Genomic DNA, 25,294 nt, shown 5'->3' with positions numbered 1-25,294 from the left:
GACCATGGAACACTCATCCCCTGAAGCTACCGGCCCGATCGCCGAGCTCGTGGCCCGCGCGCGCGCGGCCCAGCGCATCTACGACACCTGGACGCAGGAACAGGTGGACATGGCAGTGGCCGCCGCCGGCTGGGCCATCATCGAGCCGAAGCGCAACCGCGAGCTCGCCGAGCTGGCGGTTGCCGACACCGGCATCGGCAACGTCGAAGACAAGGTCAGCAAGAACCATCGCAAGACTTTCGGCCTGTTGCGCGACCTGCGCGGCGCGCGCTCGGTGGGCGTGATCTCGGAAGACCCGGCACGCGGCATCGTCGAGATCGCGCGGCCGGTCGGCGTGGTGTGCGCCGTCACGCCCTCGACCAATCCCGGCGCGACGCCGGCCAACAAGATCATCAATGCGCTCAAGGGGCGCAACGCGGTGATCGTCGCGCCGTCACCCAAGGGCTGGTCGACGGCCGAGCGGCTCATCGCGTTCATCCATGCGCAGTTCGACCGCATCGGCGCGCCGCGCGACCTGGTGCAGCTGCTGCCCTCCCCCGTCACCAAGCAAGCCACGAGCGAACTGATGCGCCTGTGCGACCTGGTGGTGGCCACCGGCTCGCAGGCCAACGTGCGCGCGGCGTACGCGAGCGGTACGCCGGCTTTCGGCGTGGGTGCCGGCAACGTGGCCAGCATCGTCGACGAGACGGCGGACATCGCGCTGGCGGCCGATCGCATCGTGCTGTCGAAGACCTTCGACAACGCGACCAGCTGCTCGTCCGAGAACAGCCTGATCGTCGTCGATGCCGTACGCGCCCCCATGATCGCGGCGCTCGAGGCGCGCGGCGCCGTGATGCTCGATGCGGCGCAGAAGCAGACGTTGCAATCGCTGATGTGGCCCGAGGGCAAGCTCTCGGCCGCCGTGATCGGCAAGTCCGCGCGCGAAATCGCCGAGCGCGCGGCGGCGCAGGACGCCACAGGCCGCACCGGCTGGCTCGCCATCGCCGAGCGCCAACCCCGCATCCTCATGGTGCCCGAGGGCGGCGTCGGCCACGATCATCCTTACTCGGGCGAAAAGCTGAGCCCCGTGCTCGCCGTCTACACCGCGAAGGACTTCGACGACGCCGCGGCGATCGTCGAGCGCATCTACGACTACGAGGGCGCGGGCCATTCGGTAGGCCTGCACAGCGCCGAGCCGCAGCGCGCAATGCGCCTGGGCCTGACGCTGAAGGTGTCGCGCGTGATCGTCGACCAGGCGCATTGCATCGCCACCGGCGGCAGCTTCAACAACGGGCTGCCCTTTTCGCTGTCCATGGGGTGCGGCACCTGGGGCAAGAACAACTTTTCCGACAACATGAACTACCGCCACTTCCTCAACATCACGCGGGTGTCGCGGCCGATCCCCGAACGGGTGCCGAGCCAGGAGGAGATCTTCGGCGAGTTCTTCGCCAGGCACGGTGCCGAGTGACCGCCACCACCGTTCGTGCCCTGATCGAGGAGCAGGCAGCGCGCCGGCCCGAGGCCGTCTATGCACTCTCGACCGAGGGCGGCTCGCCACTGCACTACGCCGAGCTTGCGCAAGGATGCCGCCGCGTCGCAGCGGTCCTGCGCCAGCACGGCGCGAAGCCGGGCGACACCGTCTCGCTCGTCATGCCCAACGGCTTGCAGACCTTGCGCTTGCTGCTCGGTGCAATGCATGGCGGCCTGTGCGTGAACCCCGTCAACCTGCTGTCGCAGCCCGAGCAGATGCGCTACGTGCTCGCGCATTCAGACTGCCGCCTCGTGTGCGTAGCGCCCGAGTGGGAAGAACGCGTGCGCGCCATGCTGCAGGGCCTCGAGCGGCCGGTGTCGCTGATGGTGGTCGAGCCCGACGCGGCGGCCCTGCCGGAGGAGGGGGAAGCCCCTGCGCCTGGGGACGACCCGGCTCCGGCGCCCGAGGACCCGGCCCTGCTGATGTACACCTCGGGCACCACCGGCATGCCCAAGGGCGTGATGCTGAGCCAGCGCAATCTCGCCGCCAATGCGCAGGCGATCAGTGCCGAACACGGCCTCGGTCCGGCTGATCGCGTGCTGGCGGTGCTGCCGCTCTATCACATCAACGCCTTTGCCGTGACCATGCTGGCGCCGCTCGCACATGGCGGCAGCCTCGCGATGCCGTCGAAGTTCTCGGCCGGCCGCTTCTGGGAACAGGCCGCAACAGCCGGGTGCAGCTGGATCAACGTGGTGCCGACCATGATCTCGTACCTGCTCGAAGGCGACCGGCCGCCGGCGACGCAGACCGCGGGCCTCCGCTTCTGCCGTTCGGCCTCCGCCGCGCTGCCGCCCGAACACCACCGCGCGTTCGAGCAGATGTTCGGCATCGGCATCGTCGAGACGATGGGCCTGACCGAGACGGCGGCGCCCTCGTTCTCCAATCCGATGGACCCCGCGAAGCGCAAGCTGGGCTCGGTCGGCCGCGCCTCCGGATGCGAGGCGCGGGTGATCGATCAGCAGCTCGCCGAAGTGCCCGACGGCACCACCGGCGAGCTCGCCATCCGCGGGCCCAACGTGATGCTCGGCTACTACAAGAACGACGACGCCACGCGTGCCAGCTTCACCCCCGACGGATGGCTGCGCACCGGCGACCTCGGGCACCGCGATGCCGACGGCTTCTTCTTCGTCACCGGGCGCATCAAGGAGCTGATCATCAAGGGGGGCGAGAACATCGCACCGCGAGAGATCGACGAGGCGCTGCTCGCCCATCCTGCGGTGCGCGACGCTGCCGCGGTGGGCGTGCCCGACCGCCACTACGGGCAGGAGATCGGCGCCTGCGTGATCCTGCGCGAGGGCAGTACCTGCACCGAGGAAGATCTGCGCGCGTACTGCGCGCGCGCACTCGGGCGCTACAAGGCCCCGGGGCACTATCGCTTCGTCGATGAACTGCCGCGGGGTCCTTCCGGCAAGGTTCAGCGGCTCAAGCTGCTGCCTTACTTCGAGTAGGTGCACCGGCGCTTGTATTCCAGTGTGTTCGCCGCCTCGGCGATTACACGTCGGTTCAAAAGTCCGGTTCGGCCGACACATCGTCGATACACACGCGCGCTGCAATAGCCACACCCGCTCCAAAGGCGGGAACGACGATCCCCCGACCGTACCGACCTCCATCCCATCTGAAGGAACTGACATGAACACCTCGAAGATCATTGCCGCAGCCGCTTTCTCGCTCTTCGCCGCTGCCGGCGCGCAGGCCGAGACCTACCAGGGCGTGCATGCGCCGGTCTCCGCCAACAGCCGCGCCGATGTGCGCGCCCAGGCGGTGATCGCGGCACGCAGCGAGAACCCCTACGCGGAAGGCGTCTCGTCGCACGTCGCGCCTGCCATGACGGCCTCGATCGAGCGCGGCAGCATGCGCAGCGAGGCCGTGGCCGCCGCACACAGCGCCAACCCCTATGCCGAAGGCTACGGCCAAGGCGTGGCACGCAAGCCGGGCGCCGGCGTCGAGCGCGCCATGGTCCGCGCCCAGGCGCGCAGCGCTGCCCGCGGCGAGCAGTTGCCGCTGTAGGCGCTGCTCAGCCGGCCGGATGTGCGGCCAGGAACTCCACCAGCGCGCGCACCGCCGGCAGCATGCCCCGCCTGGACGGGAAGACCGCCTGGACCTCGCTCTCGGCGCAACCCCATTCAGGCAGCACCCGGACCAGCCGCCCGTCGTCCAGCTCTTCGCGGCACAGGATTCCGGGCAGCAGCGCCACCCCCAGGCCCTCGAGCGCCGCGTGCTTGAGCGCGAACATGTCGCCGCAGACCAGCCGCGGCGCATGCACCAGTTCGGCCGCTTCGCCATCGCGGCTCAGCAGCCAGGCGTGGCGCTCGCCCTCTGCCGGGAGCGACAGCGTCGGCCAGGCTTCGAGTCCGGGCACGTCTGCCGGCATGCCCCGCTCGCGCAGCAGTGCGGGGCTGGCCAGCAGCACGTCGTGCGTACGGCCCAGCGGACGCACCACCAGGCTCGAATCATCGAAGGGCGGGCGACGCACGCGCAGCACCACGTCCATCGCCTCCTCGAGCGGGTCGACGCGACGGTTGCTGACCGTCAGCAGCAGCCGCACCCGGGGATGCGCCTTCATGAAGGCGGGCAGCAGGGGCGTGAGCCAAAACTGGCCGAGCGTGAGGGGGCAGCTCACGCGCAGCACCCCCTGCGGCTGCGCCACCGCCTCCTGGATCAGCTCGTGGGCCGACTCGCCGAGCGCCACGATCGACTGGCAGCGTTCGTAGAAGCGCTCGCCCACCGAGGTCAGCACCAGCCGGCGCGAACTGCGCTGCAGCAGCCGAACCCCCAGGCGCTCTTCCAGCAGCGTGATGCGCCGGCTCAGGCGCGACTTGGGCACGCCCAGCTGCCGGCTCGCGGCCGAGAAGCCCTGGTGCTCGACCACCTTGGCGAAGAACACCAGGTCATTGAGATCTTCCATGTCTTCGGTGTCTCCTTGTGCCCGCGAGGATCGCTGGCCTCACGTTCTTCCAGTGGAACGTTGCGTTCTTCTCGGCCCGATTGTCTGCGCATCGTTCCATCCACATCATCGAGGCATCAGGATTCGATGGAGACAAGGAATGAAGCTGGCCACCTTTCGCCACCAGGGCGCGCTGAAATACGGCGCGGTCGAGGGGGAGGATGTCGTCGACGTGTCGGCCGTCCCCGACGCGCCGGCGGACTTGCGCGGGCTGCTGGAGCGTCGCGCCCCAGGCCTCGACTGGGCGCGGCAGGCGGTGCCGCAGGGGCAGCGGCTGCGGCTGGCCGAGGTGCAGCTGTGCGCGCCGGTGCCGGCGCCGCGCAAGTTCCTGGGCCTCGGCGGCAACTACGCGACGCATCTCGAGGAAGCGGCCCGGCTCGGCCTTGCGCGTCCTGCGGGCCAGGTCTGGTTCAACAAGCAGGTCTCGTGCGTCGCCGGCCCGTTCGACCCGGTGCACAAGCCCCGGGTTTCCGATCAGCTCGACTACGAAGGCGAGTTGGGGGTCGTCATCGGCCAACGCTGCCGCCATGTGCGCGCCGACGAGGCCGACGCGGTGATCGCCGGCTACGTGGTGGTCAATGACCTGAGCGTGCGCGACTGGCAACTGCGCGCACCCACCCACACCCTGGGCAAGTCCTTCGATACCCACGGACCCTTCGGCCCCTGGCTGGTGACGTGCGACGAGATCGCCGATCCGCACGCGCTGCGCCTTCGCACCTGGGTCAACGGCGAGTTGCGACAGGATGCCAGCACTGGCGAGATGCTCCACCGCATCGGCGACATGATCGCCGAGCTCACGACCGCATTCACGCTGGAACCCGGCGACATCCTGTCTACGGGCAGTCCGGCCGGCTGCGGCGGACTGATGTCGCCGCCGCGGTACCTGCGCAGCGGCGACGTGGTGCGCGTGGAGATCGAATCGATTGGCGCGATCGAGAACCGCGTCGTTCCCGAACCCGATGGAGGCAACCCATGAACACCCCAAGAAAGCTGCCCGACGCGCAGGCCAAGCCCGTGCGCCCGATGAAGCTCGCCCACGTGGTCCTGCGCGTGTCCCAGCTCGAACGCTCGCGCGCCTGGTACATGAGGGTGCTGGAAGCGAGGCCGGCTTTCGAGAACGAGGGTCTCTGCTTCCTCACCTATGACGACGAGCATCACCGCATCGGCCTGATCGCGCGGCCGGAGCTCGGGCATGCAGGCGATGCACACACCGGGCTGGAGCACATCGCCTTCACCTATGCATCGCTCGGCGATCTGCTGGCCACCTACCGGCGGCTGCAAGCACACGACATCCAGCCTTACTGGACCATCAACCATGGCCCCACGATCTCGATGTACTACAAGGACCCTGACGGCCATCGCCTGGAGCTGCAGTACGACGTGTTCGAGCGCGCCGAGGAACTGGAGGCCTTCTTCGCGGGCGGCGCCTACGCGCAGAACTTCATGGGGATCGTGTTCGATCCCGAGGACCTGATCGCGCGCTTCGAAGCCGGCGAGCCGCTGCCCGACATCACGGCGCGGCGCCCGCTGCGCGGGAGCGAGACGCCCTGGACGATGTTCGTGCCCTGAGCGCGGTGGCGCCGTACAAGGCGCGGATGGCTGTGGTCCCGACGATTCCCATGGGACCGAAGAGAGAGGGGCGATTGCCGCGAAACGGCAGGCCCCGCCCGCGAACAGATGGTCGTTCGTGCCAGCCCTACATCTTCGCGTCGATGATGTTGAGCTGCTCCCCCAGCGACCGGTAGAGCTGGTACTGCTTGCGCACGAAGTCGCGCGTCTCCTCGGGCGGGCGAACGAAGGGAACCGATCCGGTCTGCTCGGTCGCGGCGATCCAGGCCGGGTCGGCGGCGATGGTCTTGAGCGCGGCAGCGAGCCGGTCGCGCACCTCGGCCGGGAGCTTGGGCGGTCCGAAGACGGCGCTCCAGCCCACGATGCCCTCCATCTCGGCATAACCCAGCTCGCGCGCCGTCGGTACCTCGGGCATCGAGGCCATGCGTTCCGCGCTGGTGACCATCAGTGCGCGCAGCGCGCCGCTCTTGATCAGCGCGATGAAGGACCCGAGGCTGCCGCAGGCGAATTCGGTCTGGCCGGCAACCAGCGACATCGAGGCCTCGCCGGTGCCCTTGTACGGGATCTGGGTCGGCGTCTGGTCGGTGAGCTTGAGCATCCTGAACAGCTGACGCGGGCCCATGTCGTTGGTGGTGAGCACGCCCGCGGTGCCGAAGTTCATGCTCTTGCCCTTGGTGCGCATGGCGCCGACCAGGTCCTCGAAGGTCTTGTAGGGCGACTTGGCGTTCACGATGCAGCCGTAGGGATTGAGCTCCAGCGTGCCGATGAAGGTGTAGTCGTCCCATTTGTACTTGGTCGTCGACGGCATGATGGCCGGCAGGATGGCCTGCGAGCCGGTGCGCGCCAGCAGCAGGGTGTAGCCATCGGGCGGTGAGGCGATCACCTGGGCCGATCCGATCACGCCGCTGGCGCCGGTCTTGTTCATGACCACCACGGCCTGGCCCAGCGCGCGCTGCGCCGCGGCCGCGAAGTTCCGCGCCGCGAGGTCCGCATCGCCGCCCGCGCTGTAGGGCGCGATGACGGTGACCGGACGGTTGGGATAGGGGTCCTGCGCAAGGGCCCGGCCGCTCCCCAGCAGCAGTACCGCCGCCGCGGCAGCGGTGCCGGCGCACTGGATGATTCGTGAAGTGAAGCGCATGCCTGTGTCTCCTTTTGTCGTTGAAATCCAATGACGGCCGGCGGCGGTTTCAGCTGCCGGCCTCGTTGCCCGTGCGCTGGTCGCGCAGCACCATCACGCAGTCCACGGCCACCGGCCCGTCGGCGCCGACCAGCACGGGGTTGAGATCGAGCTCGGCCAGTCGCGGCTGCATCGCGGCCGCCCAGCGCGACAGCCCCGCGAGCATCTGTGCGATGGCGTTGCGATCGACGGCCTGCTGGCCGCGCACGCCATCGAGCAACGCGCCCATGCGCAGCTCGCCGAGCATCCGCAGCGCCTCGGCATCATCGAACGGCGCGCGGCGGAAGGCGACGTCCTTGAGCACTTCCACCAGCACGCCGCCGGTGCCGACCATCACCACCATGCCGAACACCGGATCGCGCTGGACGCCGACCACGAGCTCGACATGGCCCTGTGCCATGCCCTGCACCACCACGCCGTGCAGGCGCGCCGCCGGCTCGGCCGCGGCAGCACGCTGCATCAGGGTGGTGAATCCTTGGCGCACGGCCGCCTCGTCGTCGAGCTTGAGCAGCACGCCGCCCACCTCGGTCTTGTGGGTGATGTCCGGCGATTCGATCTTCAGCGCCACGGGGCCGCCTGCGGCGCGCCACAGCGCGACCGCCTGGTCCTCGCCGTGCGCGAGGGCGACCGGGGCCATGGGCACGCCGGCCGCTAGCAGCCACTCGGTCGCCAGCACCGTCGGCTGCACGCCGTCGCGCAGTTCAGCGGGCAGCGCCGGCATCGCCGCCGGCGCGAGGGTTTGGCGGCCAGCGGCGCGCTGCCGGAAGGCGTTCCAGCGCGCCAGCGCAGCGGCCGCCTCCACCGCGCGCTCGCCGGCGGTGTAGACCACGATGCCCAGCGCGCGCAGCTGCTGCAGCGCCTGCGGCGGCGCCGCGACCCAGCAGACGAAGAAAGGCTTCTCGGTGCGGGCCAGGATCTCGCCGAAGATGCGCACCAGCGTGTCGACGTGGGCGGTCATCAGCTGCAGCCAGACGATGCCGACGTGCACGCCGGGGTCGTCCAGCAACGCCACCACCGACTCGCGCAGCAGCTCCGGGCGGGCCACGAACTGGCCCGTCACATCGACCGGATTGCCCATCGCGCCGAAGGCCGGCATCACCTCGGCCAGCCGCGACCGCGTGGCCGGAGCGAGCTCGGGGACGGCAAGCCCCACCTCTTCCGCGCGGTCCGCCATCATCACGCCGGCGCCGCCCGACTGCGTGGCGATGCCGAGGCCGTTGCCGGCGGCGATACGCGGCTGGCTCAGCGCTTCGAGCATGTCCAGCATCTGCTCCTCGTTGCGCGCGCGCAGCACGCCGTACTGGCGGATCACCGCGTCGAACACCGCGTCCTCCACCGCCAGCGCGCCGGTGTGGGAAGCGGCGGCGCGCGCGCCCGAAGCCATCCTCCCGACCTTGGTCAGCACCAGCGGCTTGCCCAGTTCATGGCAGCGCCGCGCCAGGCGGACCAGGGAGTCACCGTCCTCCAGGCCCTCCAGGTAGCCAGCGGCGACCCGGATGCGCGGGTCCTCGATCACGCTTGCCATCAGCTCGCTGAAGCCGAGGTCGGCCTCGTTGCCGGTGTTGACGAAGTAGCCCAGCCCGAGGCCGCGTTGCCGCACCAGCGCGGCGATGGCAGTGCCGAAGGCTCCCGACTGGGTGACGAAGGCGATCGGCCCCGGCCCGGTCTCGCCGTCGGCGTACTGGCTGAAGGTGGCGTAGACCTTGTCGAAGGCGTTGATGAAGCCCAGGCAGTTGGGCCCGCACAGCACCACGCCGCATTCGCCTGCGCGCTGCGCCAGCGTTTCCTCCATGGCGCGGCCTTCGGCGCCCATTTCGCCAAAGCCGGAACTGAAGATCACCGCCGCACGGATGCCGCGCCGACCCAGCGCCTCGACCGCGCCGAGCACCTCCGCGGCGGGCACCGCGACGATCGCCAGGTCTGCCGCTTCGGGCAGGCTGTCGATATCCGGGTGGCAGGGCAGCCCTCCGATCTCGCGGTACTTGGGGTTCACCGGCAGGATGCGGCCGGCGTAGCCCTTCTCGAGCAGATGCTTGAGCGGGCGGCCGTTGATCTTGCCGAAGTCCGCCGAGGCGCCGATCACGGCGATCGAGCGCGGATGGATCAGGCGTTTCACGATCTCGGCGCGGTCCAGGTTCGAAAGGGTCATGGCTGAAGATCGGTCAGTGGGTGTTCAGTGCGTTCAATTGGAGAAGGCCGAGATGCCCGTCTGGGCCCGGCCCAGCACCAGCGCGTGGATGTCGTGCGTGCCCTCGAGCGTGTTGACGGTCTCGAGGTTGAGCACGTGGCGGATCACGTGATATTCGTCGGAAATGCCGTTGCCGCCGTGCACGTCGCGCGCGGCGCGCGCGATGTCCAGCGCCTTGCCTGCGCAGTTGCGCTTGAGCAGCGACACCATCTCGGGGCTGGCACGGCCCTGGTCGCGCAACCGGCTCAGGTGCAGGCAGGCGTGCAGGCCGAGCACGATCTCGGTCTGCATGTCGGCCAGCTTCTTCTGCACGAGTTGGTTGGCCGCCAGCGGCCGGCCGAACTGCTTGCGGTCCAGCGCGTACTGCCGGGCCGCATGCCAGCAGAACTCGGCCGCGCCCAGCGCACCCCAGCAGATGCCGAAGCGCGCGTTGTTCAGGCAGGCGAACGGGGCGCCGATGCCGCTGGCGCCGGGCAGGCGCTGCGACTCGGGCACGAAGACCTCGTCCATCATGATCTGGCCGGTGGGCGATGCGCGCACCGAGAACTTGCCCTCGATCTTGCTCGTGGCGAGGCCCTTCATGCCGCGCTCCAGAATGAAGCCGCCGACGCGGCCGGTGTCGTCCTTGGCCCAGACGACCATCAGGTCTGCGATCGGCGCATGCGTGATCCAGGTCTTCGTGCCCGACAGCAGATAGCCGCCGTCGACCTTGCGCGCGCGGCTGTTCATGCTGCCGGGGTCGGAGCCGTGGTCCGGCTCCGTGAGGCCGAAGCAGCCCAGCTTGTCGGCCCGTGCCATGGCCGGCAGGTAGCGCTCGCGCTGCTCCTGGCTGCCGAACAGGTAGATCGGCGTCATGCTGAGCGTGGTCTGCACGCCGAGCGCCGATCGGAAGCAGGTGTCGACCCGCTCGAACTCGCGCGCGATCAGCCCATAGCCGACGTAGCTGATGCCGGCGCAGCCGAAGCCCTCGATGGTCGCGCCGAGAAAGCCCAGCTCGGCCATCTCGCGCATCACGGCGACGTCGAAGGTCTCGTGCCGATGCGCGTCGCGGATGCGCGGCATCAGCTGCCCCTGCGCATAGTCGCGCGCGGCGTCGCGGATCATGATCTCCTCGGGCGTCAGCAGGTCGTCGAAGCGCAGCGCATCCTGCCAGTCGAAGGGCACGTCGCGCATGGCGGCCTTGCGCAAGGTCTGCGCGTCGGGGACGTCATGTGCCATGTTCAGCGCTCCCCGGCAGCGCCTTCGCGCAGGGGCCGGAAACGCGGGATGCCCGCCTCCTCGCTGATGGCCTGGAAGTGCGCCTCGACGCGCATGCCGATGCGCACCTGGCCCGGCGCGCAGTCGGTGAGCTGGCCGTACATGCGCGCGCCGTCGTCCAGGTCGATCAGGCACATCACCACCGGCAGCTCGGCTTCCCAGCCGGGGTAGTTCATTGCGACCGAGCGCGACACGGTGTGCGAATACACGGTGCCGAATGGCCGGGCCTCGGTCCAGTCCAGCTCGCGGCTGCCGCATTCGATGCACCAGGGCTTGGGATGGAAGTTGAAGGTCGCGCAGCGCCGGCACTTCTGCAGCATGAGCCGCCCCTCCCTGGCGCCGGACCAGAACGGGCGCGTGAGGTCGGTGATGGTGGGCTGCGGCTTGTCCGGGTAGAGGTCTGCCATGTTCAGGGCTCCGTTCCAAGGATGAGGGAAATGCAGCTGCGGCCGGGCCGGCCGTAGGGGATGCCGCCGAAGCCGCAGGCGATGCCGATGCGGGCATCGCGCACCTGCCGGTCGCCGGCCTCGCCGCGCAACTGCGTGACCGCCTCGACCAGCGGCATGAACCCGCCGATGGCGCCGCCCGGCTGGCCGCCCGAGAGCTGCCCGCCGTCGGTCGACATCGGGAAGTCTCCGTCGAAGCGCAGGTCGTGCTCCTCGACGAAGCGGCCGCCTTCGCCCTTGCGGCAGAAGCCGTGGTCCTCGATGGTCATCATCGCGATGAAGGGATAGTCGTCGTAGGGCTGGAGGAAGTCGATGTCCTCATGCCGCACGCCGGCGCGCTGCATGGCGAGCGGTGCGGCCACCGCGTAGCCGGTCGTCGTGATGTCGGGCAGCGCGCGCGAGCCGTGGTAGTAGTTGTTCGCCTCCCCCGCGCCCAGCAGGTACACCGGCCGGTCGGTGAGCGTGCGGGCGGTCTCGGCCGAGGTCACGATGTAGGCCAGGCCGCCGTTGACAATCGGCACGCAGTCGAGCAGGCGGATCGGATCGGACAGCACGCGCGAGCCCATGTAGTCCTCCAGCGTGAAGGGCTGGCGATAGATGGCACCGGGATGCAGCGACGCATGGAAGCGGTTGGTCACCGCGATCTTGCCGAGCTGTTCGGACTTGAGCGCGTACTGGTGCTGGTAGCGCGTCTGCACCAGTGCGAATTGCGCGCTCGCCCCCATCACGCCGAAGGGCCCCTGGAAGTCCCAGTAGACGCCGCGCGTGCGCTCCGGCGACAGCGGCAAGCCCGGGGCCAGCGAGGGAATGTGGAGCGGCGTGTCGGCGCCGACCACCAGCACCCGGTCGACGATACCGGCGCGGATCATCGCCGCCGCGCGGATCAGCAGCGACGCCGCCGACGCACCGCCCTGGTCGCCGCGCAGCAGCACCTGCGGGCTGATGCCCAGGTTCTCGGCGGTCGCGGCCGACCAGTTGACCGTGTGAGCCGCTTCGGCATGCGAGACCCCGAGTCCCTGGCCATCGAAGTCGTTCTTGGACATGCCGGCCTTCTGCAGCGCGAGGTCGGCCGCCCAGGCGATGTATTCGTCCACCGTAAGCACCGGCTCGCCCGGCTTGGCCCGGCTGTAGGGCGTACGCCCGTAGCCGACGATCGCAACGTCTGCACGCATGAAGTCTTTTCCTTTATCTCAGTGAAAAACGTGAGGAGCGGCTCAGCGGCCGGCGAATTGCGGCGCGCGGCGCTCCGCGAACGCCTGCATGCCTTCCTTCTGGTCCTTGCTGTCGAACAGCAGCTCGAAGGCCCGGCGCTCCAGCAGCAGCCCGGCCGAAAGCGGCGCGTCGGCGCCGGCCAGCGCCACCTCCTTGAGCAATCGCAGCGCCATCGGCGGACGCGCGGCGATCAGCGCGGCCAGTTCGAGCGCACGCGGCTCGAGCGCCTCGTCGTCGACGACTTCGCTGACCATGCCCATGGCCAGCGCCTCGTCGGCGCCCACGGCCTCGCCGGTGAGCATGAGCTTCATCGCACGGTACTTGCCCACGGCCTTCATCAGGCGCTGGGTCGCACCGCCACCCGGCATGATGCCGACCGTCACCTCGGGCTGGCCGAAGCGGGCGCTGCGCGCGGCCACGATCACGTCGGCGTGCAGCGCGAGCTCGCAGCCACCGCCCAAAGCAGGGCCGGCCACGGCCGCGACCAGCGGCTTGGAGAACTCGGCAATGGGCTTCCAGTAGCGCGGCACTGCCAGTCGCCAGACCTCGCTGGCGCCGAGCGCGGCGATCTCCTTGATGTCGGCACCGGCAGCGAAGCAATGGCTGCCGCCGCACAGCAGCACGCAACGCACGCTGTCGTCCTGGTCCAGTTCCGCGAAGGCCTCGGCCAGCGCGCGGCGCAGTGCCTGGTTCAACGCGTTGCGCGCTTCGGGACGGTTCAGTCTCAGGCGTGCCACGCCCTCGAGCGGGCGGTCGATCAGCACCGTGGCTGCGGCCTCTGTCATGCGCTTGTCTCCTTCGGTATGCAACGCATTGTCCGGAGGGTCAGGTCATTCGGCTACTTTCATTGACGAATGGCGAATATTCATATTCCCAATACCATCGGGGCCATGAACCTTCGTGCGTTGGACCTCAATCTGCTGCTGATCTTCGACGCCGTCTACCAGGAGCGCAGCATCTCCAAGGCGGCACGCACGCTGCACCTTTCGCAGCCGACGGTGAGCAACGCGCTCGGCCGGCTGCGCGACCGGTTGGGCGATCCGCTGTTCGAGCGCAGCGGCCAGGGCATGGTGCCGACCTCGCGCGCCAAGACGCTGGCCGAGCCGATCCGCCAGGCCCTGGATGCGCTGGAGCGCGGCTTGCGTGGGGACGGCGACTTCGACTTCGCGCAGTCCGACCGCGAGTTCGTGGTGGCGGTCGAAGACTATGGCGAAACCATCATCCTGCCGCGCTTCGTGGACTGGCTGGCCAAGGTGGCGCCCCGCATACGCATCAGGATCCGGCCGGAGCCCAGTTCCCAGCTCAAGGGCGAACTGCGTGACGGTGCCGTGGACCTGGCGCTGGACTACTTCGTGCCGCAGGAGCCGGCCTACCGCAACAAGTGCGTGCTGACCGAGACGCTGCTGAGCCTGTCGCGCCGCGACCACCCGGAGATCGGCGAGAAGCTCGGCCTGGAGACCTTCCTGGGACTGCGCCACGTCGTGCTCGCGCCACGCACCAACGCCATGCCCATGATCGACCTGGCACTGTCCAAGCGCGGCCTTGCACGCAAGATCGCGGTGACGGTCCCGCACTTCCTGTCGATGCCGGTGATGGTGCAGACCTCCGACATGATCTGCACGCTGCCGCGGCGCATGGCGCATCTGTACGCCGATCACTTTCGCCTCAAGTCGCACACGGTGCCGCTGCGCATGCCGAGCTTTCCCGTCTACCTCATCTGGCACGAGGCGGTGGAGCACGACGCGAGCCACCAGTGGTTCCGCAACCACCTGATGGATTTCTGCGAGCGGCTGTGAGGCTCCCGCCGGCCGCGGCCCAGCCTCAGAGCAGGCCCGCCATCCTTTGCGCCGCCTCCCTCAGCGCGCCGATCCTCTTGATCGCGTCTTCCATCGTCATGCGCGCGGTCGGGGCGTGCACGGCAATCGCGGCGCGCTGCTTTCCCGCTGCATCGAACACCGGCAACGCGACCGCGACCAGGCCGGCGATGAACTCCTCCCGGTCGGTCGAATAGCCCCGCCTGGCGATCGCGTCGCACTCGGCGCGCAGCGCGTCGGCATCGGTGATGGTGTTGGCCGTCATCCGCGTGAGCGTGATCTGGCCGATCACCGCGTCGCGCTCCTTCTTCTCCATCTGCGCCAGGAACAGCTTGCCGCTCGCGGTGCAATGCAGCGGCACATGCGAGCCGACGTCCAGCGTCAGGCGTAGCGGCCATTGCGCTTCGACGCGATCGAGGTACAGCACCTGCACGCCATCCAGCGTGGTGAAGTTGCAGGTCTCGCCCACCTGCCGCACCAGCTCGGACAGCACCTCGTGCCGCAGCCCGCGCACCACGCCGTGGTTCAGCGTGTCGAAGGCCAGTTGCCGCAGTGCGGGCCCGACGCTGAACATGCGCTCGTCCACATCCCGCGCCAGGAAGCCGGTCGCCAGCAGTTGCGTGCAGATGCGATGCGCCGTGCCCTTGGGCAGCGACAGCTGGGCCGCCAGGTCGGCCAGCGACAACGCGCGGCCCTCGTTGGCCAGCACGGCCAGCAGACGCAGGCTGCGCTCGGCGGACGAGGCCGTCGCCGGCTCCTCGGCCTTGGGCGCGGGCGCGGGCGCGGCCACGCGCGACGCGCGGCGCTTCTTCGAGACAACAGCTGGTGCAGCAGCAACGCTGCGCGCGGGACGCGTCATACGGGTAAACCTCTAAAGTGGAACATTGCGTTCCGAAAAATCATCGCATAGCATCGGCTAGCCGAAGCGATTGTTCCACTGCCCGGAAGCCTGCATGCCTGTTGAAGAAGAGTTCGATTACATCGTCGTGGGCGCCGGCTCGGCCGGCTGCGTGCTGGCCGGTCGGCTCAGCGAAGACCCGGCGACGCGGGTGCTGCTGCTGGAAGCGGGGCCGGCCGACAACTCGCTCTGGATCCACCTGCCCATCGGCTACGGCAAGACGATGTGGAGTCCCACCTACAACTGGCGCTTCGAGACCGACCCCGACCCCAACATGAACGGCCGGCGCATCTACTGGCCGCGCGGCAAGACGCTGGGCGGCTCCAGCGCGATCAACGGCCTGATCTACATCCGCGGCCAGCGCGAGGACTACGACCACTGGGCCGCGCTGGGCAACGAGGGCTGGAGCTACGACGACGTGCTGCCCTACTTCATCAAGTCGGAAGGCAACCAGCGCGGGGCGAATGCCTTCCATGGCGCAGAGGGCCCGCTCAAGGTTTCGGACATCGGCGCCAGGCACGAGTTGATCGAGGCGTTCATCGAAGGCGCCCAGCAGATCGGGCCGCTCGCCGTGAAGCGCACCGAAGACTTCAATGGCGCCGACCAGGCAGGAGCCGGCTACTACCAGCTCACCACCCACCAGGGCTGGCGCTGCAGCACCGCCAAGGCCTATCTTGGACCGGCAAAGGGCCGCAGCAACCTGCGCATCGAGACCGAGGCCCTGGCCACCGGCCTGGTGTTCGAGGGCCGCCGCGCGGTCGGCGTGCGCTACACGCAGGGCGGCGCGGCCAAGACCGCGCGCTGCCGCGCCGAGGTGCTGCTGTGCGCCGGCGCGATCCAGTCGCCGCAGCTGCTGCAGCTCTCGGGCGTCGGCCCTCGCGCGCTGCTCGAGCAGCGCGGCGTTTCGCTGGTGCACGAGCTGCCGGGCGTGGGCGAGAACCTGCAGGACCACCTGCAGATCCGCCTCGGCTACGAGTGCACCAAGCCCATCACCACCAACGACCAGCTCAACTCCTGGCTGGGGCAGGCGAGGATGGGCCTGGAATGGCTGATGCATCGCACCGGCCCGCTGGCGGTGGGCATCAACCAGGGAGGCTGCTTCATGCGCGCGCTGGCCGACGCCAACGGGCAACCGGTGGCCGACACGCCCGACATCCAGTTCCACGTCGCCACGCTGTCGGCCGACATGGCGGGCGGCAAGGTACACCCGTGGTCCGGCTTCACGCTGTCGGTCTGCCAGCTGCGGCCGGAGTCGCGCGGCCACATCCGCATCCGCTCGCGCGATCCCGCCGAGCCACCGGAAATGCAGCCCAACTACCTCGCCACCGAGCGCGACCGCGCCACCGCGGTGGCTGGGGTGAAGGCGGCGCGCGCCATCGCTGCCTCGCCCGCGATGCGGCCCTACGTCAAGCGCGAGGTCAAGCCGGGGCCGGACGCCACGAGCGATGAGGACCTGCTCGAGTTCTGCCGCGACAACGGCGCGACCATCTTCCACCCGAGCGGCACCTGCCGCATGGGACGTGACCGCATGGCCGTGGTCGATGCGCGCCTGCGCGTGCACGGCGTGGGCGGCCTGCGCGTGATCGACTGTTCGGTGATGCCCACGCTGGTCTCGGGCAACACCAACGCGCCGGCCGTGATGATGGCCGAGAAGGCCGTCGACCTGATCCGCGAGGACGCCACCGCCCTCGCCCGCTGAGTTCCCCTGGCCCTCGAAGAAGGGCTCTACAACGACACTTCACTGGAGACAACACATGAGTGCAACCGACGAGAAGGCGATTCGACGCGTAGTGGCATCGGCGCTGGTGGGCGCCAGCATCGAGTGGTACGACTTCTTCCTCTACGGGGTGGTGGCCGGCATCGTGTTCAACAAGCTCTACTTTCCGGGCAGCGATCCGGTGGTGTCGACGCTGCTGGCCTACACCACCTTCGCCGTGGGCTTCGTGACCCGGCCGCTGGGCGGCGTGATCTTCGGGCACTTCGGCGACAAGATCGGCCGCAAGAGCATGCTGATCCTCACGCTGATGATCATGGGCGTGGCGACCTTCCTGATCGGGCTGGTGCCTACCTATGCGCAGATCGGCGTCGCCGCGCCCATCCTGCTGTTGCTGCTGCGCGTGGCGCAGGGCATCGGCCTGGGCGGCGAATGGGGCGGCGCGGTCCTGATGGCCTACGAGTACGCGCCGAAGGAAAAGCGCGGCTTCTACGCCTCACTGCCGCAGATCGGGCTGGCCATCGGGCTGTGCCTGGCCTCGGGCGTGGTGGCACTGCTGTCCTTCCTGCTGACCGACGAACAGTTCCTGGCCTGGGGCTGGCGCGTCGCCTTCCTGATCTCGGGCGTGATGGTGGCGGTGGGCATGTACATCCGCCTGCATGTGCAGGAGACCCCCGAGTTCGCCGCCGTGAAGGCGCGCAACGCGGAGCTGCGAATCCCCTTCATGGACATGATCAGGCGCTATCCGGGCAACGTGCTCAAGGGGATGGGTGCGCGCTACATCGACGGCGTGTTCTTCAACGTCTTCGGCGTGTTCTCGATCAACTACCTCACCAGTACGCTGAAGATCAGCCGCACCGAGGCGCTGCTCGGCGTGATGGCCGCGGCGGTCGTGATGATCTTCACCATTCCCTTCTTCGGGCGCATGTCCGACCGGCTCGGAAGGCCCAAGGTCTACATGTGGGGCTCGCTGATCACTGCGATCGCCGCGTTCCCGGGCTTCTGGCTGATGACGCACAGCGGTGGCAACGTGCTGCTGATCTGGCTCGCGATCATCGTGCCGTTCGGCATCCTCTATGCGTCCGTGTACGGGCCCGAGGCCGCGCTCTTCTGCGATCTCTTCGATGCGAAGGTACGGTACACGGGGATCTCGTTCGTCTACCAGTTCTCGGGGATTTTTGCGTCGGGCATCACGCCCATCGTCGCGACGGCGCTGCTGAAGTCGGGTGGGGGGCAGCCCTGGCAAATCTGCATGTACGTGCTGTTTGCGGGGGTGGTGTCGGCCGTGTGCGCCTGGCTGATCGGGCGCTCCGCGCCCGCCGGGGAGGCGCAAGCCCGGCCGCTGTCCGTGGGCGGCGCCGGGCGCTAGGGCGTGCTCTTCGCCGTGCAGCAGTTGTCCCGCGACGTTGAGGGCCTGTTTTTCAAACGCCCCGCCGGCGGCCGGCAGCGGCAGGCTCTCGACGATTCGCAATGGCACGCTTGCGCCGACGACGATGTACGCATTGCAGCGGTGGACAGTAGCCAGGAGGGCCTTTGCGAGGCCGAGCCTGTGCTGCGCCTGGCCTGCGACAATTTCCACCCGCGAGCTCCGAGGCCTCACGGGTCACCATGGAATCCACAATTTTTCGCGACTTCCCGGCCACGTTCGCTCAAAAGGCGCTGCGGAGCGCGTGCGCCATCTGCTGGTATCCGAAGGACAGGGTGACCGCTGCGAGGTGGTGCTGCCCGGAACGTTGAAGGACCTGGCGCGTGACCTGGGACTCACGCACGAGGTGCTCTACAGGACGCTTGCCGGGCTCGAGCGCGAAGGCGTGCTCGAGCGGCAAGGCGCGACTCTGCGTCTCGCCAAATAGCTGCCACGGCAGTCGCGATATGACTTAAATCATAGGCGCTGCCGAGGCGCGCCTTCAATATCGGCGCACTTCCAGGCAAATGCCCAAATCGAGATATCCGCCATGACCAAGTCCCTGTTGGGCGCGGCAATCGCTGCCCTCGTCCTGCTCCCCATGATCTCGCACGCAGCGGACCCCGAGCGTCAGGCGGAGGTCGCGCGCCGCGGGCCGGACGTCATGCCCTTCAGTCTGAAGGCGACTACCCACGTCTTCACCAAGACCGCCGACGGCGGAGTGCAGCGGGTCGTGACCAAGAGTGCTGCAGACAGTCGGCAAGTCAGGCTGGTACGCGGGCACCTGCGTGAGATCCAGGCCCAATTCCTCAAGGGCGATTTTTCAGGTCCGGCCCACATCCACGGCGAGGAGATGCCCGGACTCGCGCAGCTAAAGGCCAGCAAGCCGGGCCAGCTCACCATCGACTACAAGGACGTGAGGGGCGGAGCGGAGCTGACGTATCGGACTGATGATGTTCAACTTGTGTCGGCGTTGCACGCCTGGCTCGACGCCCAACTCTCCGACCACGGTGCGGACGCAACGGCCGATCACCATGGCCACATGCACCACGAAATGCCCAAGCAGTAATTCGAGAGGACCTGGTGTTGACCTTCTGGCCGACAACACCAAGATCCGGCGCTCTGTGACGATGCTGCCGGATGACATACGCACGGTCGACGAATCCGATGATCCCCAAGTCGCGCAGGCGATCAAGGCTCACCCGATGTCGGTCATGCCGAATGACGTACCGACGAGCGTCTTTGTGAATCCGTACATAGGGACCTCGGTGGTGTGCCTGGGTCGTTTCAGACGCGCGCTGCAGGCGTGCGCCATTTTTCGGTGACCAGCTTGGACAACTCGGCGAATCCGATCGGCGGGCGGGTCAGCCAGGGGAGCGTGAAGATGCGCTTGGCCAACCCGCTCGACATGCGCTCCAACTGCTTGCGTTCACCCGCCAATCGCGCCGCCAGCAAGGGGTCGTGCGTGCCCGCCGCCAGAACGCTCTTATTGAGGACCCATGCATAGGGCTCGATGCCGGCGCGGCGCAGGTCATCCTGCAAGGCAGCGGCTTGCGAGACGGGGGTCACTTCCGGCAGCGTCACCAAAATGATCTTGGTGTACGCGGCGTCCTGCAGCCTCATCAGAGGCGTGACGACGCGAGCGCTCCCGTGCCCTTCGAACTCCCGAACCACCTGCCGGTGGTAGGCGCCCGTGGCGTCCATCAGCAGCAGGGAATGTCCGGTGGGCGCCGTGTCCAGCACCACGAAGGCGCTGCGTGCTTCGCTGACGATGCGCGAGAAGGCGTGGAACACGGCCACTTCCTCGGTGCACGGCGATCGCAGGTCTTCGAGCAACAGCGCTTGCTCCTGCGCGTTGAGACTGGGCGACCTGGCCGCCATGATCTTGTCGACATAGCGCTGGGTCTCGGCCTTCGGGTCGATGCGGTCCACACGCAATCCCTCCACCTCGCCTTCCAGCGTTGCCGACAGGTGAGCAGCCGGATCCGTGGTACTCAGATGAACGGTCTTGCCGCGCTGGATCAGCCCGAGCGCCAACGCGGCGGCCACCGTTGTCTTGCCGACGCCACCCTTGCCCATCACCATGATCAGGCCGCGGTCCGCCGCGGCGAGTTCGTCCGCCAGCGCGTCCAGGCCTCGCAGCGGGGCCGTGGCTTCGGCTGCCGCACTCTCGCCAGTCGGGCTCGGGGCCGCTCCATCGCCGAGCAGCGCACGCAAGGCGGGCAGACCGACCATGTCGAACGCTCGCAACGGCACGCTGTCCTGCGGCAAGGCGTGCAGGGACGCGGGCATCTCCGCCAGGGCCTGCCGGCCCAGGGCCTCGATCGCGGATGCCACCGTATCCGTGGAGTCGCTGGCGCGAAATATGCCGTTGACGGCGAGACGCTGGTTGTTCAGGCCCAGCGCATGCAACTCCTCCGAAGTGCGTGCCGCTTCGGCGATCGCCCCCTTGTCGGGCCGGGTCACCAGAACGACCGTGGTCCTTGCCGGATCACTCAAGGCCTCGAGCGCGGCCTTGAAGCGCGTCTCCTGCATCTTCAATCCCGAATGCGGGCCCAGGCAGGAGGCGCCACGATCGTTGCCGTCCAGAAATCCGCTCCATGCCTTGGGCAGGCTGAGCAATCGCAGCGTGTGCCCCGTCGGGGCCGTGTCGAAGACGATGTGATCGAAGTCTGCAGCGCCGTCGGACAAGAGTGAGGCAAACTCGTCGAACGACGCGATTTCGGTGGTGCAGGCCCCCGACAGCTGTTCGCGCACCGTCGAGAGTTCGGTTTCGCTGGCGGCGCCGGCGGCCATCTGCGCCAGGACCCGCTGCCGATAGGACTCGGCCGCGTTGTCGGGGTCGATGTTCAGGACGAACAGGCCGCGCGCGCCAGGCACGGGCGTCGGTGTGTTGCGCAGTTCGATGCCCAGCATCTCATCCAGATTCGAAGCCGCGTCGGTACTGACGAGCAGAACCGATTTGCCCGAATCCGCCAGCGCCAGTGCAGCCGCAGTCGACAAAGACGTCTTTCCAACTCCGCCCTTGCCGGTGAAGAACAGATGCCGGGCGGCCTGACTCAGAAACCCCATGGGCACGGAGCGAGGCTTCAACCAGCCTTGCACGCTATCGCGGGAGGGAATGCCGCCGCTGTGGACGATCTTCCCGTCGATGATGACGGCAGGGGTTGAGAGGACGCCAAGCCGCCTGATCTCTTCGGGGCTTTCGACTTTGACAATCTCGACCGGGACACCAGCCGTGTTGGCAGCTCTTTCGATCAGCCCGATGGTGCTGCGGCACTTGCTGCATCCTGAACCCAGGACCTTGATTTCCATTTTCGGGTACCCGCTTGCGTAGTCATGACCTTGGCGAAACGGGCTTCGAGGCCGGTCCCGCCACATGCGTTGTGACGTCCTGAAGTTGAAAGGTGCCACTCGGCATGGCGAACTGTGCACCGCCTCACGGACTCGGCCTTGCGATTTATCAAGAGATCCTCAATCGCGGTGCCGGATCGCCGTCCGAAGCAAGGGCAAAATCCGCCCTTGCGCCCTCTTCCAGACAACAAGGAGAACCCATGGCCGATCTGTCCGCCTACCCCATCACCAAGAAGTGGCCCGCGGCCCACCCCGACCGCCTGCAGCTCTATTCGCTGCCGACACCCAACGGCGTCAAGGTGTCGATCTTCCTCGAAGAGACCGGCCTTCCCTACGAGCCCCACCTGGTCAACTTCGAGACGCACGACCAGATGTCGCCGGAGTTCCTCTCGCTCAGCCCCAACAACAAGATCCCGGCCATCCTCGACCCCGACGGCCCCGGCGGCAAGCCGCTGCCGCTCTTCGAGTCGGGCGCGATCCTGATCTACCTGGCGGACAAGACGGGCCAGCTGCTGCCGGCCGATCCTGCCGCGCGCTACGAAACCCTCCAGTGGCTGATGTTCCAGATGGGCGGCATCGGCCCGATGTTCGGCCAGGTCGGCTTCTTCCACAAGTTCGCCGGCAGGCACTACGACGACAAGCGCCCGCGCGACCGCTACGTGGCGGAGGCCCGGCGGCTGCTCCACGTGCTGGAGATGCGGCTCGCGGGGCGCGACTGGATCATGGGGGACGACTACACCATTGCCGACATCGCCACATTCCCCTGGGTGCGCAACCTGGTCGGCTTCTACGAGGCGGGCGAACTGGTGGAGTTCCACGCCTTCCCGCATGTGAAGCGCGCACTCGAGGCTTTCGTGGCGCGCCCCGCGGTCATGCGGGGCCTGGGCATCCCGAGCCGCGCCGCCGCCGGCTGAACACGCATGCGGGGCACCCCTGCCCCGCCGCGCCTACATCCGCCCCTTCCAAGGCACCAGCCGCCGCTCCGTCCAGCGCATCAGCAGGTCGAACAGGTAGGCCACCACGCCGATCACGATGATCCCCATGATCACGATGTCGGTGCGCAGGAAGTTGGAGGCATTGAGCACCATCTGCCCCAGGCCCATGTTGGCTGCCACCATCTCCGCCGCCACCAGCGTGGTCCAGCCGAAGCCGATCGCGATGCGCATGCCCACCAGGATGTCGGGCAGCGCCGAGGGCAGGATCACGTGGCGGATCACCTGCATGTAGCTGGCGCCCATCGAGTAGGCCGCGTTGATCTGCTCCTGCGACGCGCTGCGCATGCCCGAGCGCGCGGCCAGGGCCAGCGGCGCAAAGCACGACAGGAAGATCAGCAGCACCTTGGGCAGCTCGTCGATGCCGAACCAGATGATGATCAGCGGCAGGTAGGCCAGCGGCGGCAGTGGCCGGTAGAACTCCAGCGGCGGGTCGAAGATGCCGCGCGCCACCCGGCTCATGCCCATGGCGATGCCGATCGGAATGGCCGTGACGCAGGCCAGCAGGAAGGCCGAGAACACGCGGAACATGCTCGCCAGGAAGTGCTGCCACAGCGGCTTGTCGTTGGCCTGGCCGGTCACGTACTCGTAGAACTGCTGCGCCACCGCCTGCGGCGAAGGCAGGAACAGCGGCTTGACCCAGCCCATGTTGGTCACCACGAACCACAGCGCCACCAGCACGGCCACGGTGACCACGCTGATGGTGACGCTGGAGCCCGCGCCGGGCACCTTGAAGGCGCTGGTCTTGAGCTTGGCACCGCCCTTGGCAGGTGCAGCGACAACGGCCGGCTGCGCGGGACTGTTGGCCGGCGGCGTCATGGCCACGGGCGAAGCGATGATGGCGTCAGGCATGGACGGCCTCCCGATGATGAATGATGGCCAGCACCTCTTCGCGCATGCGGATGAACTCGGGCTCCGACTTCACCTTGCGCGAGTCGCCATGCGAGAGGTATTGGCGCGAGAACGGAACCTGGTCGTACACGTGCGAGATGCGCCCCGGGCTCGGGCTCATCACGATCAGCCGGGTGGCAAGGAACAGCGCCTCCTCCACCGAGTGGGTGATGAAGAACACCATCTTGTTGGACTTCGACCAGGCTTTCAGCAGGATCTCCTGCACCTGTTCGCGCGTGAAGGCATCGAGCGCGCCCATGGGCTCGTCCATCAGCAGCACGGCCGGATCGCTGGCGAGCGCGCGCGCGATGCCGACGCGCTGCTGCATGCCCCCGGAGAGCTCGTAGACGGCCCGGCCGGCGTACTGCTGCAGGCCGACCAGGGCCAGCTTGTCCTCGGCGATGCGGTCGCGCTCGGCCTTGCCGACGCCGGCCAGGCGCAGGCCCAGCGCGACGTTGTCGCGCACGTTGAGCCACGGCATCAGGGCATGCTTCTGGAACACCACGCCGCGGTCGGCGCCTGGGCCTGCGACGGGCTTGCCGTCCAGCAGGATCTCCCCGGTCGACGGCGGCAGGAAGCCGGCGATGCAATTGAGCAGCGTGGTCTTGCCGCAGCCGGAGGCGCCGAGCGCGACCACGAAGTCGCCGTCGTGCATCTGCAGGTTGACCGGGGCCAGCGCCTGCAGCGTGCCGCCGGTGACGGCGTAGTTGACCGTGAGGTCGCGGATGTCGAGCGTGGGCATCGGATGCTTCCTTGATGGCTTACTTCGCAGCCGCCATCGCCTTCTCGACGTAGGCGGTGGTCACGAAGCCGCTGTAGTCGGCCTTGACCTCCTGCACCCGGCCCTGTTCCTTCAGGAACACGGCCGTGTTGGCCATCGCCTTGGCCGCGCCGCCGCCCAGCCAGGTGGGCGACACCTGCTCGGCCATGGTCGGGAAGCTGTAGAGCGCCATCGCCGCGCCCACGTCGGCAGGATTGGCCTTGGTCCACTTGGACATCGCCTTGACCTGGGGCGAATCGGGTGTCCAGCTCTTGCCGGAGGCCTTGTACTCTTCGTTCGCGCGGTTGAGCGCCTTCACGAAGGCGACCATGAAAGGCTCATTGGCCGCGGCCCACTTCGCGTTGACCACGATGCCTTCGAAGGTCGGCGCGCCGCGCTTGCCGATGCTGCCGGAGGTGGCGATGGTCTTGCCGCTCCCGCGGATCTTCGACAGCACCGGATCCCAGATGAAAGTGGCGTCGATGTCGCCGCGCTCCCAGGCTGCCGCGATCTCGGGCGGGCGCATGTTCATCACGTTGACGGTCTTCGGGTCCACGCCTTCCATCTTCATGCCGGCCATCAGCTGGTAGTGCGCGGTGGAGACGAAGGGCGTGGCGACCTTCTTGCCCTTCAGGTCCTTGAGGCTCGTGATGCCCGAGGCGTTGCGCGCGACCAGCGCCTCGGCGTCTGCGATGTCGGCGGAGATCCAGAACAGCTTGATGTCCTGGCCCTGGCTGGCAGCAGCGGTCAGCGGGCTGGAACCCGTCTCGCCCATCTGCACGTCGCCCGATGCCATGGCGCGGATCACGTCGCCGCCGCCGGAGAACATGCGCCAGTTGATCTTGTAGCCGGTGGCCTTCTCGACCTCGCCCGACTCCATCACCAGCCGCAGGGGCACCAGCATGTCCTGGTGGGCGAAGGTCAGCTCCTTGGTCTGTGCTTGCGCGGCAACGCCGCCGAGGGCCAATGCGGCAGTCAAGGCCGCGCCTGAGAGGGTGAAGCGCCGGGGCATGTTCATTCGTTTCTCCTGATGATGAGGCGAATGGGACTTTGCACCCATCGGCGCGCAGCCGGAAGTGCCAGGGCACGCAGCGGCATGGAGCCAGCAGATGGGGACTTACCCTCGATCTGGTGCGGGCCGCACGAGGGCGGTGCGCGCCGCG

General features: G+C 68.2%; 23 protein-coding genes and 1 pseudogene. 11 read left to right on the top strand and 13 right to left on the bottom strand.

Annotated elements, in window-relative coordinates; translation table 11 throughout:
- Nucleotides 1-4: 4 nt before the first annotated feature.
- The 3 genes from sauS to E5CHR_RS08910 all read left to right on the top strand — a co-directional run bounded on the left by sauS (nucleotide 5) and on the right by E5CHR_RS08910 (nucleotide 3,517).
- On the top strand, nucleotides 5-1,447 hold the full coding sequence (sauS, locus tag E5CHR_RS08920) for an acylating sulfoacetaldehyde dehydrogenase (protein ID WP_162579351.1): 1,443 nt from the start codon (nucleotides 5-7) through the stop codon (nucleotides 1,445-1,447).
- Nucleotides 1,444-2,958: an AMP-binding protein gene (locus tag E5CHR_RS08915; RefSeq protein WP_162579350.1), complete on the top strand. Its 1,515-nt coding sequence runs from the start codon at nucleotides 1,444-1,446 to the stop codon at nucleotides 2,956-2,958. The genes sauS and E5CHR_RS08915 overlap by 4 nt, the downstream gene beginning before the upstream one ends.
- 181 nt (nucleotides 2,959-3,139) lie before the next feature.
- The gene (locus E5CHR_RS08910) at nucleotides 3,140-3,517 is read left to right on the top strand and encodes a helicase SNF2 (RefSeq protein ID WP_162579349.1); all 378 of its coding nucleotides are present in this window, start codon (nucleotides 3,140-3,142) and stop codon (nucleotides 3,515-3,517) included.
- Nucleotides 3,518-3,524: 7 nt separating this feature from the next.
- Here E5CHR_RS08910 and E5CHR_RS08905 read toward each other — a convergent pair whose 3' ends face one another.
- A complete protein-coding gene (locus tag E5CHR_RS08905) occupies nucleotides 3,525-4,415 on the bottom strand; it encodes a LysR substrate-binding domain-containing protein (protein ID WP_162579348.1) in 891 nt (296 codons plus the stop codon).
- Between the two features lie 139 nt (nucleotides 4,416-4,554).
- Here E5CHR_RS08905 and E5CHR_RS08900 point away from each other — a divergent pair, with 139 nt between their 5' ends.
- Nucleotides 4,555-5,430 carry a fumarylacetoacetate hydrolase family protein gene (locus tag E5CHR_RS08900; protein WP_162579347.1) on the top strand — a complete coding sequence of 292 codons (876 nt, stop codon included), beginning with the start codon at nucleotides 4,555-4,557 and terminating at the stop codon, nucleotides 5,428-5,430.
- Nucleotides 5,427-6,023, top strand: a complete 597-nt coding sequence (locus E5CHR_RS08895) for a VOC family protein (protein WP_162579346.1) — start codon at nucleotides 5,427-5,429, stop codon at nucleotides 6,021-6,023. Before E5CHR_RS08900 ends, E5CHR_RS08895 begins: the two co-directional genes overlap by 4 nt.
- A gap of 127 nt (nucleotides 6,024-6,150) precedes the next feature.
- Here the strand turns inward: E5CHR_RS08895 and E5CHR_RS08890 are convergent, their stop codons facing one another.
- The 6 genes from E5CHR_RS08890 to E5CHR_RS08865 are packed head-to-tail and all read right to left on the bottom strand — an operon-like array spanning nucleotide 6,151 to nucleotide 13,088.
- Nucleotides 6,151-7,161, bottom strand: coding sequence for a Bug family tripartite tricarboxylate transporter substrate binding protein (locus E5CHR_RS08890; RefSeq protein WP_162579345.1), 1,011 nt, complete (start codon nucleotides 7,159-7,161; stop codon nucleotides 6,151-6,153).
- A 49-nt stretch (nucleotides 7,162-7,210) separates the two neighbouring features.
- Nucleotides 7,211-9,349 carry an acetate--CoA ligase family protein gene (locus E5CHR_RS08885; RefSeq protein WP_162579344.1) on the bottom strand — a complete coding sequence of 713 codons (2,139 nt, stop codon included), beginning with the start codon at nucleotides 9,347-9,349 and terminating at the stop codon, nucleotides 7,211-7,213.
- Nucleotides 9,350-9,382: 33 nt separating this feature from the next.
- Complete coding sequence (locus E5CHR_RS08880) at nucleotides 9,383-10,561, bottom strand: acyl-CoA dehydrogenase (RefSeq protein ID WP_162583636.1); 1,179 nt, start codon at nucleotides 10,559-10,561, stop codon at nucleotides 9,383-9,385.
- 47 nt (nucleotides 10,562-10,608) lie between these two features.
- Nucleotides 10,609-11,052: a Zn-ribbon domain-containing OB-fold protein gene (locus E5CHR_RS08875; RefSeq protein ID WP_162579343.1), complete on the bottom strand. Its 444-nt coding sequence runs from the start codon at nucleotides 11,050-11,052 to the stop codon at nucleotides 10,609-10,611.
- 2 nt (nucleotides 11,053-11,054) lie between these two features.
- Nucleotides 11,055-12,263: a thiolase family protein gene (locus tag E5CHR_RS08870; RefSeq protein WP_162579342.1), complete on the bottom strand. Its 1,209-nt coding sequence runs from the start codon at nucleotides 12,261-12,263 to the stop codon at nucleotides 11,055-11,057.
- A 42-nt stretch (nucleotides 12,264-12,305) separates the two neighbouring features.
- Nucleotides 12,306-13,088 (bottom strand): enoyl-CoA hydratase-related protein, encoded by a 783-nt coding sequence (locus tag E5CHR_RS08865; protein ID WP_162579341.1) that lies wholly within the window; start codon nucleotides 13,086-13,088, stop codon nucleotides 12,306-12,308.
- 105 nt (nucleotides 13,089-13,193) lie between these two features.
- On the opposite strand from E5CHR_RS08865, the gene E5CHR_RS08860 reads away from it, so the two are divergent.
- Entirely contained in the window at nucleotides 13,194-14,099 is a 906-nt protein-coding gene (locus tag E5CHR_RS08860; protein WP_162579340.1) for a LysR family transcriptional regulator, read from the top strand.
- A 25-nt stretch (nucleotides 14,100-14,124) separates the two neighbouring features.
- Here the strand turns inward: E5CHR_RS08860 and E5CHR_RS08855 are convergent, their stop codons facing one another.
- On the bottom strand, nucleotides 14,125-14,976 hold the full coding sequence (locus E5CHR_RS08855; protein ID WP_162579339.1) for an IclR family transcriptional regulator: 852 nt from the start codon (nucleotides 14,974-14,976) through the stop codon (nucleotides 14,125-14,127).
- Between the two features lie 94 nt (nucleotides 14,977-15,070).
- On the opposite strand from E5CHR_RS08855, the gene E5CHR_RS08850 reads away from it, so the two are divergent.
- The 4 genes from E5CHR_RS08850 (at nucleotide 15,071) to E5CHR_RS08835 (ending at nucleotide 19,203) form a co-directional block, all read left to right on the top strand.
- Nucleotides 15,071-16,714 carry a GMC family oxidoreductase gene (locus E5CHR_RS08850; RefSeq protein ID WP_162579338.1) on the top strand — a complete coding sequence of 548 codons (1,644 nt, stop codon included), beginning with the start codon at nucleotides 15,071-15,073 and terminating at the stop codon, nucleotides 16,712-16,714.
- A gap of 55 nt (nucleotides 16,715-16,769) precedes the next feature.
- Nucleotides 16,770-18,098, top strand: coding sequence for an MFS transporter (locus E5CHR_RS08845; protein WP_162579337.1), 1,329 nt, complete (start codon nucleotides 16,770-16,772; stop codon nucleotides 18,096-18,098).
- A 301-nt stretch (nucleotides 18,099-18,399) separates the two neighbouring features.
- On the top strand, nucleotides 18,400-18,582 hold the full coding sequence (locus E5CHR_RS08840) for a helix-turn-helix domain-containing protein (RefSeq protein ID WP_162579336.1): 183 nt from the start codon (nucleotides 18,400-18,402) through the stop codon (nucleotides 18,580-18,582).
- Nucleotides 18,583-18,684: 102 nt separating this feature from the next.
- Nucleotides 18,685-19,203 carry an aspartate carbamoyltransferase gene (locus E5CHR_RS08835; RefSeq protein ID WP_162579335.1) on the top strand — a complete coding sequence of 173 codons (519 nt, stop codon included), beginning with the start codon at nucleotides 18,685-18,687 and terminating at the stop codon, nucleotides 19,201-19,203.
- 218 nt (nucleotides 19,204-19,421) lie between these two features.
- Here E5CHR_RS08835 and arsA read toward each other — a convergent pair whose 3' ends face one another.
- The gene (gene arsA, locus E5CHR_RS08830; protein ID WP_332061346.1) at nucleotides 19,422-21,206 is read right to left on the bottom strand and encodes an arsenical pump-driving ATPase; all 1,785 of its coding nucleotides are present in this window, start codon (nucleotides 21,204-21,206) and stop codon (nucleotides 19,422-19,424) included.
- 27 nt (nucleotides 21,207-21,233) lie between these two features.
- Nucleotides 21,234-21,449 (bottom strand): annotated as a pseudogene (locus E5CHR_RS32070) (thioredoxin family protein); the annotation flags it as partial.
- Between the two features lie 239 nt (nucleotides 21,450-21,688).
- Between E5CHR_RS32070 and E5CHR_RS08825 the strand changes: the two are divergent.
- Nucleotides 21,689-22,402, top strand: coding sequence for a glutathione binding-like protein (locus E5CHR_RS08825; RefSeq protein ID WP_162579333.1), 714 nt, complete (start codon nucleotides 21,689-21,691; stop codon nucleotides 22,400-22,402).
- A gap of 33 nt (nucleotides 22,403-22,435) precedes the next feature.
- On the opposite strand, the gene E5CHR_RS08820 is transcribed toward E5CHR_RS08825, so the two are convergent.
- From E5CHR_RS08820 to tauA, 3 genes are read right to left on the bottom strand one after another with little or no spacing between them, the layout of a single operon-like run.
- Nucleotides 22,436-23,332 carry an ABC transporter permease subunit gene (locus E5CHR_RS08820; protein WP_162579332.1) on the bottom strand — a complete coding sequence of 299 codons (897 nt, stop codon included), beginning with the start codon at nucleotides 23,330-23,332 and terminating at the stop codon, nucleotides 22,436-22,438.
- Nucleotides 23,325-24,113, bottom strand: coding sequence for a taurine ABC transporter ATP-binding protein (locus E5CHR_RS08815; protein ID WP_068675595.1), 789 nt, complete (start codon nucleotides 24,111-24,113; stop codon nucleotides 23,325-23,327). The genes E5CHR_RS08820 and E5CHR_RS08815 overlap by 8 nt, the downstream gene beginning before the upstream one ends.
- Nucleotides 24,114-24,132: 19 nt before the next feature.
- Nucleotides 24,133-25,149, bottom strand: a complete 1,017-nt coding sequence (gene tauA, locus E5CHR_RS08810) for a taurine ABC transporter substrate-binding protein (protein ID WP_162579331.1) — start codon at nucleotides 25,147-25,149, stop codon at nucleotides 24,133-24,135.
- Nucleotides 25,150-25,294: the final 145 nt, after the last annotated feature.

Source organism: Variovorax sp. PBS-H4 (assembly GCF_901827205.1).
GTDB lineage: Bacteria > Pseudomonadota > Gammaproteobacteria > Burkholderiales > Burkholderiaceae_C > Variovorax.
Note: the sequence above shows the minus strand (reverse complement) of the source record. Positions and strands in the feature narration are given on the sequence as shown.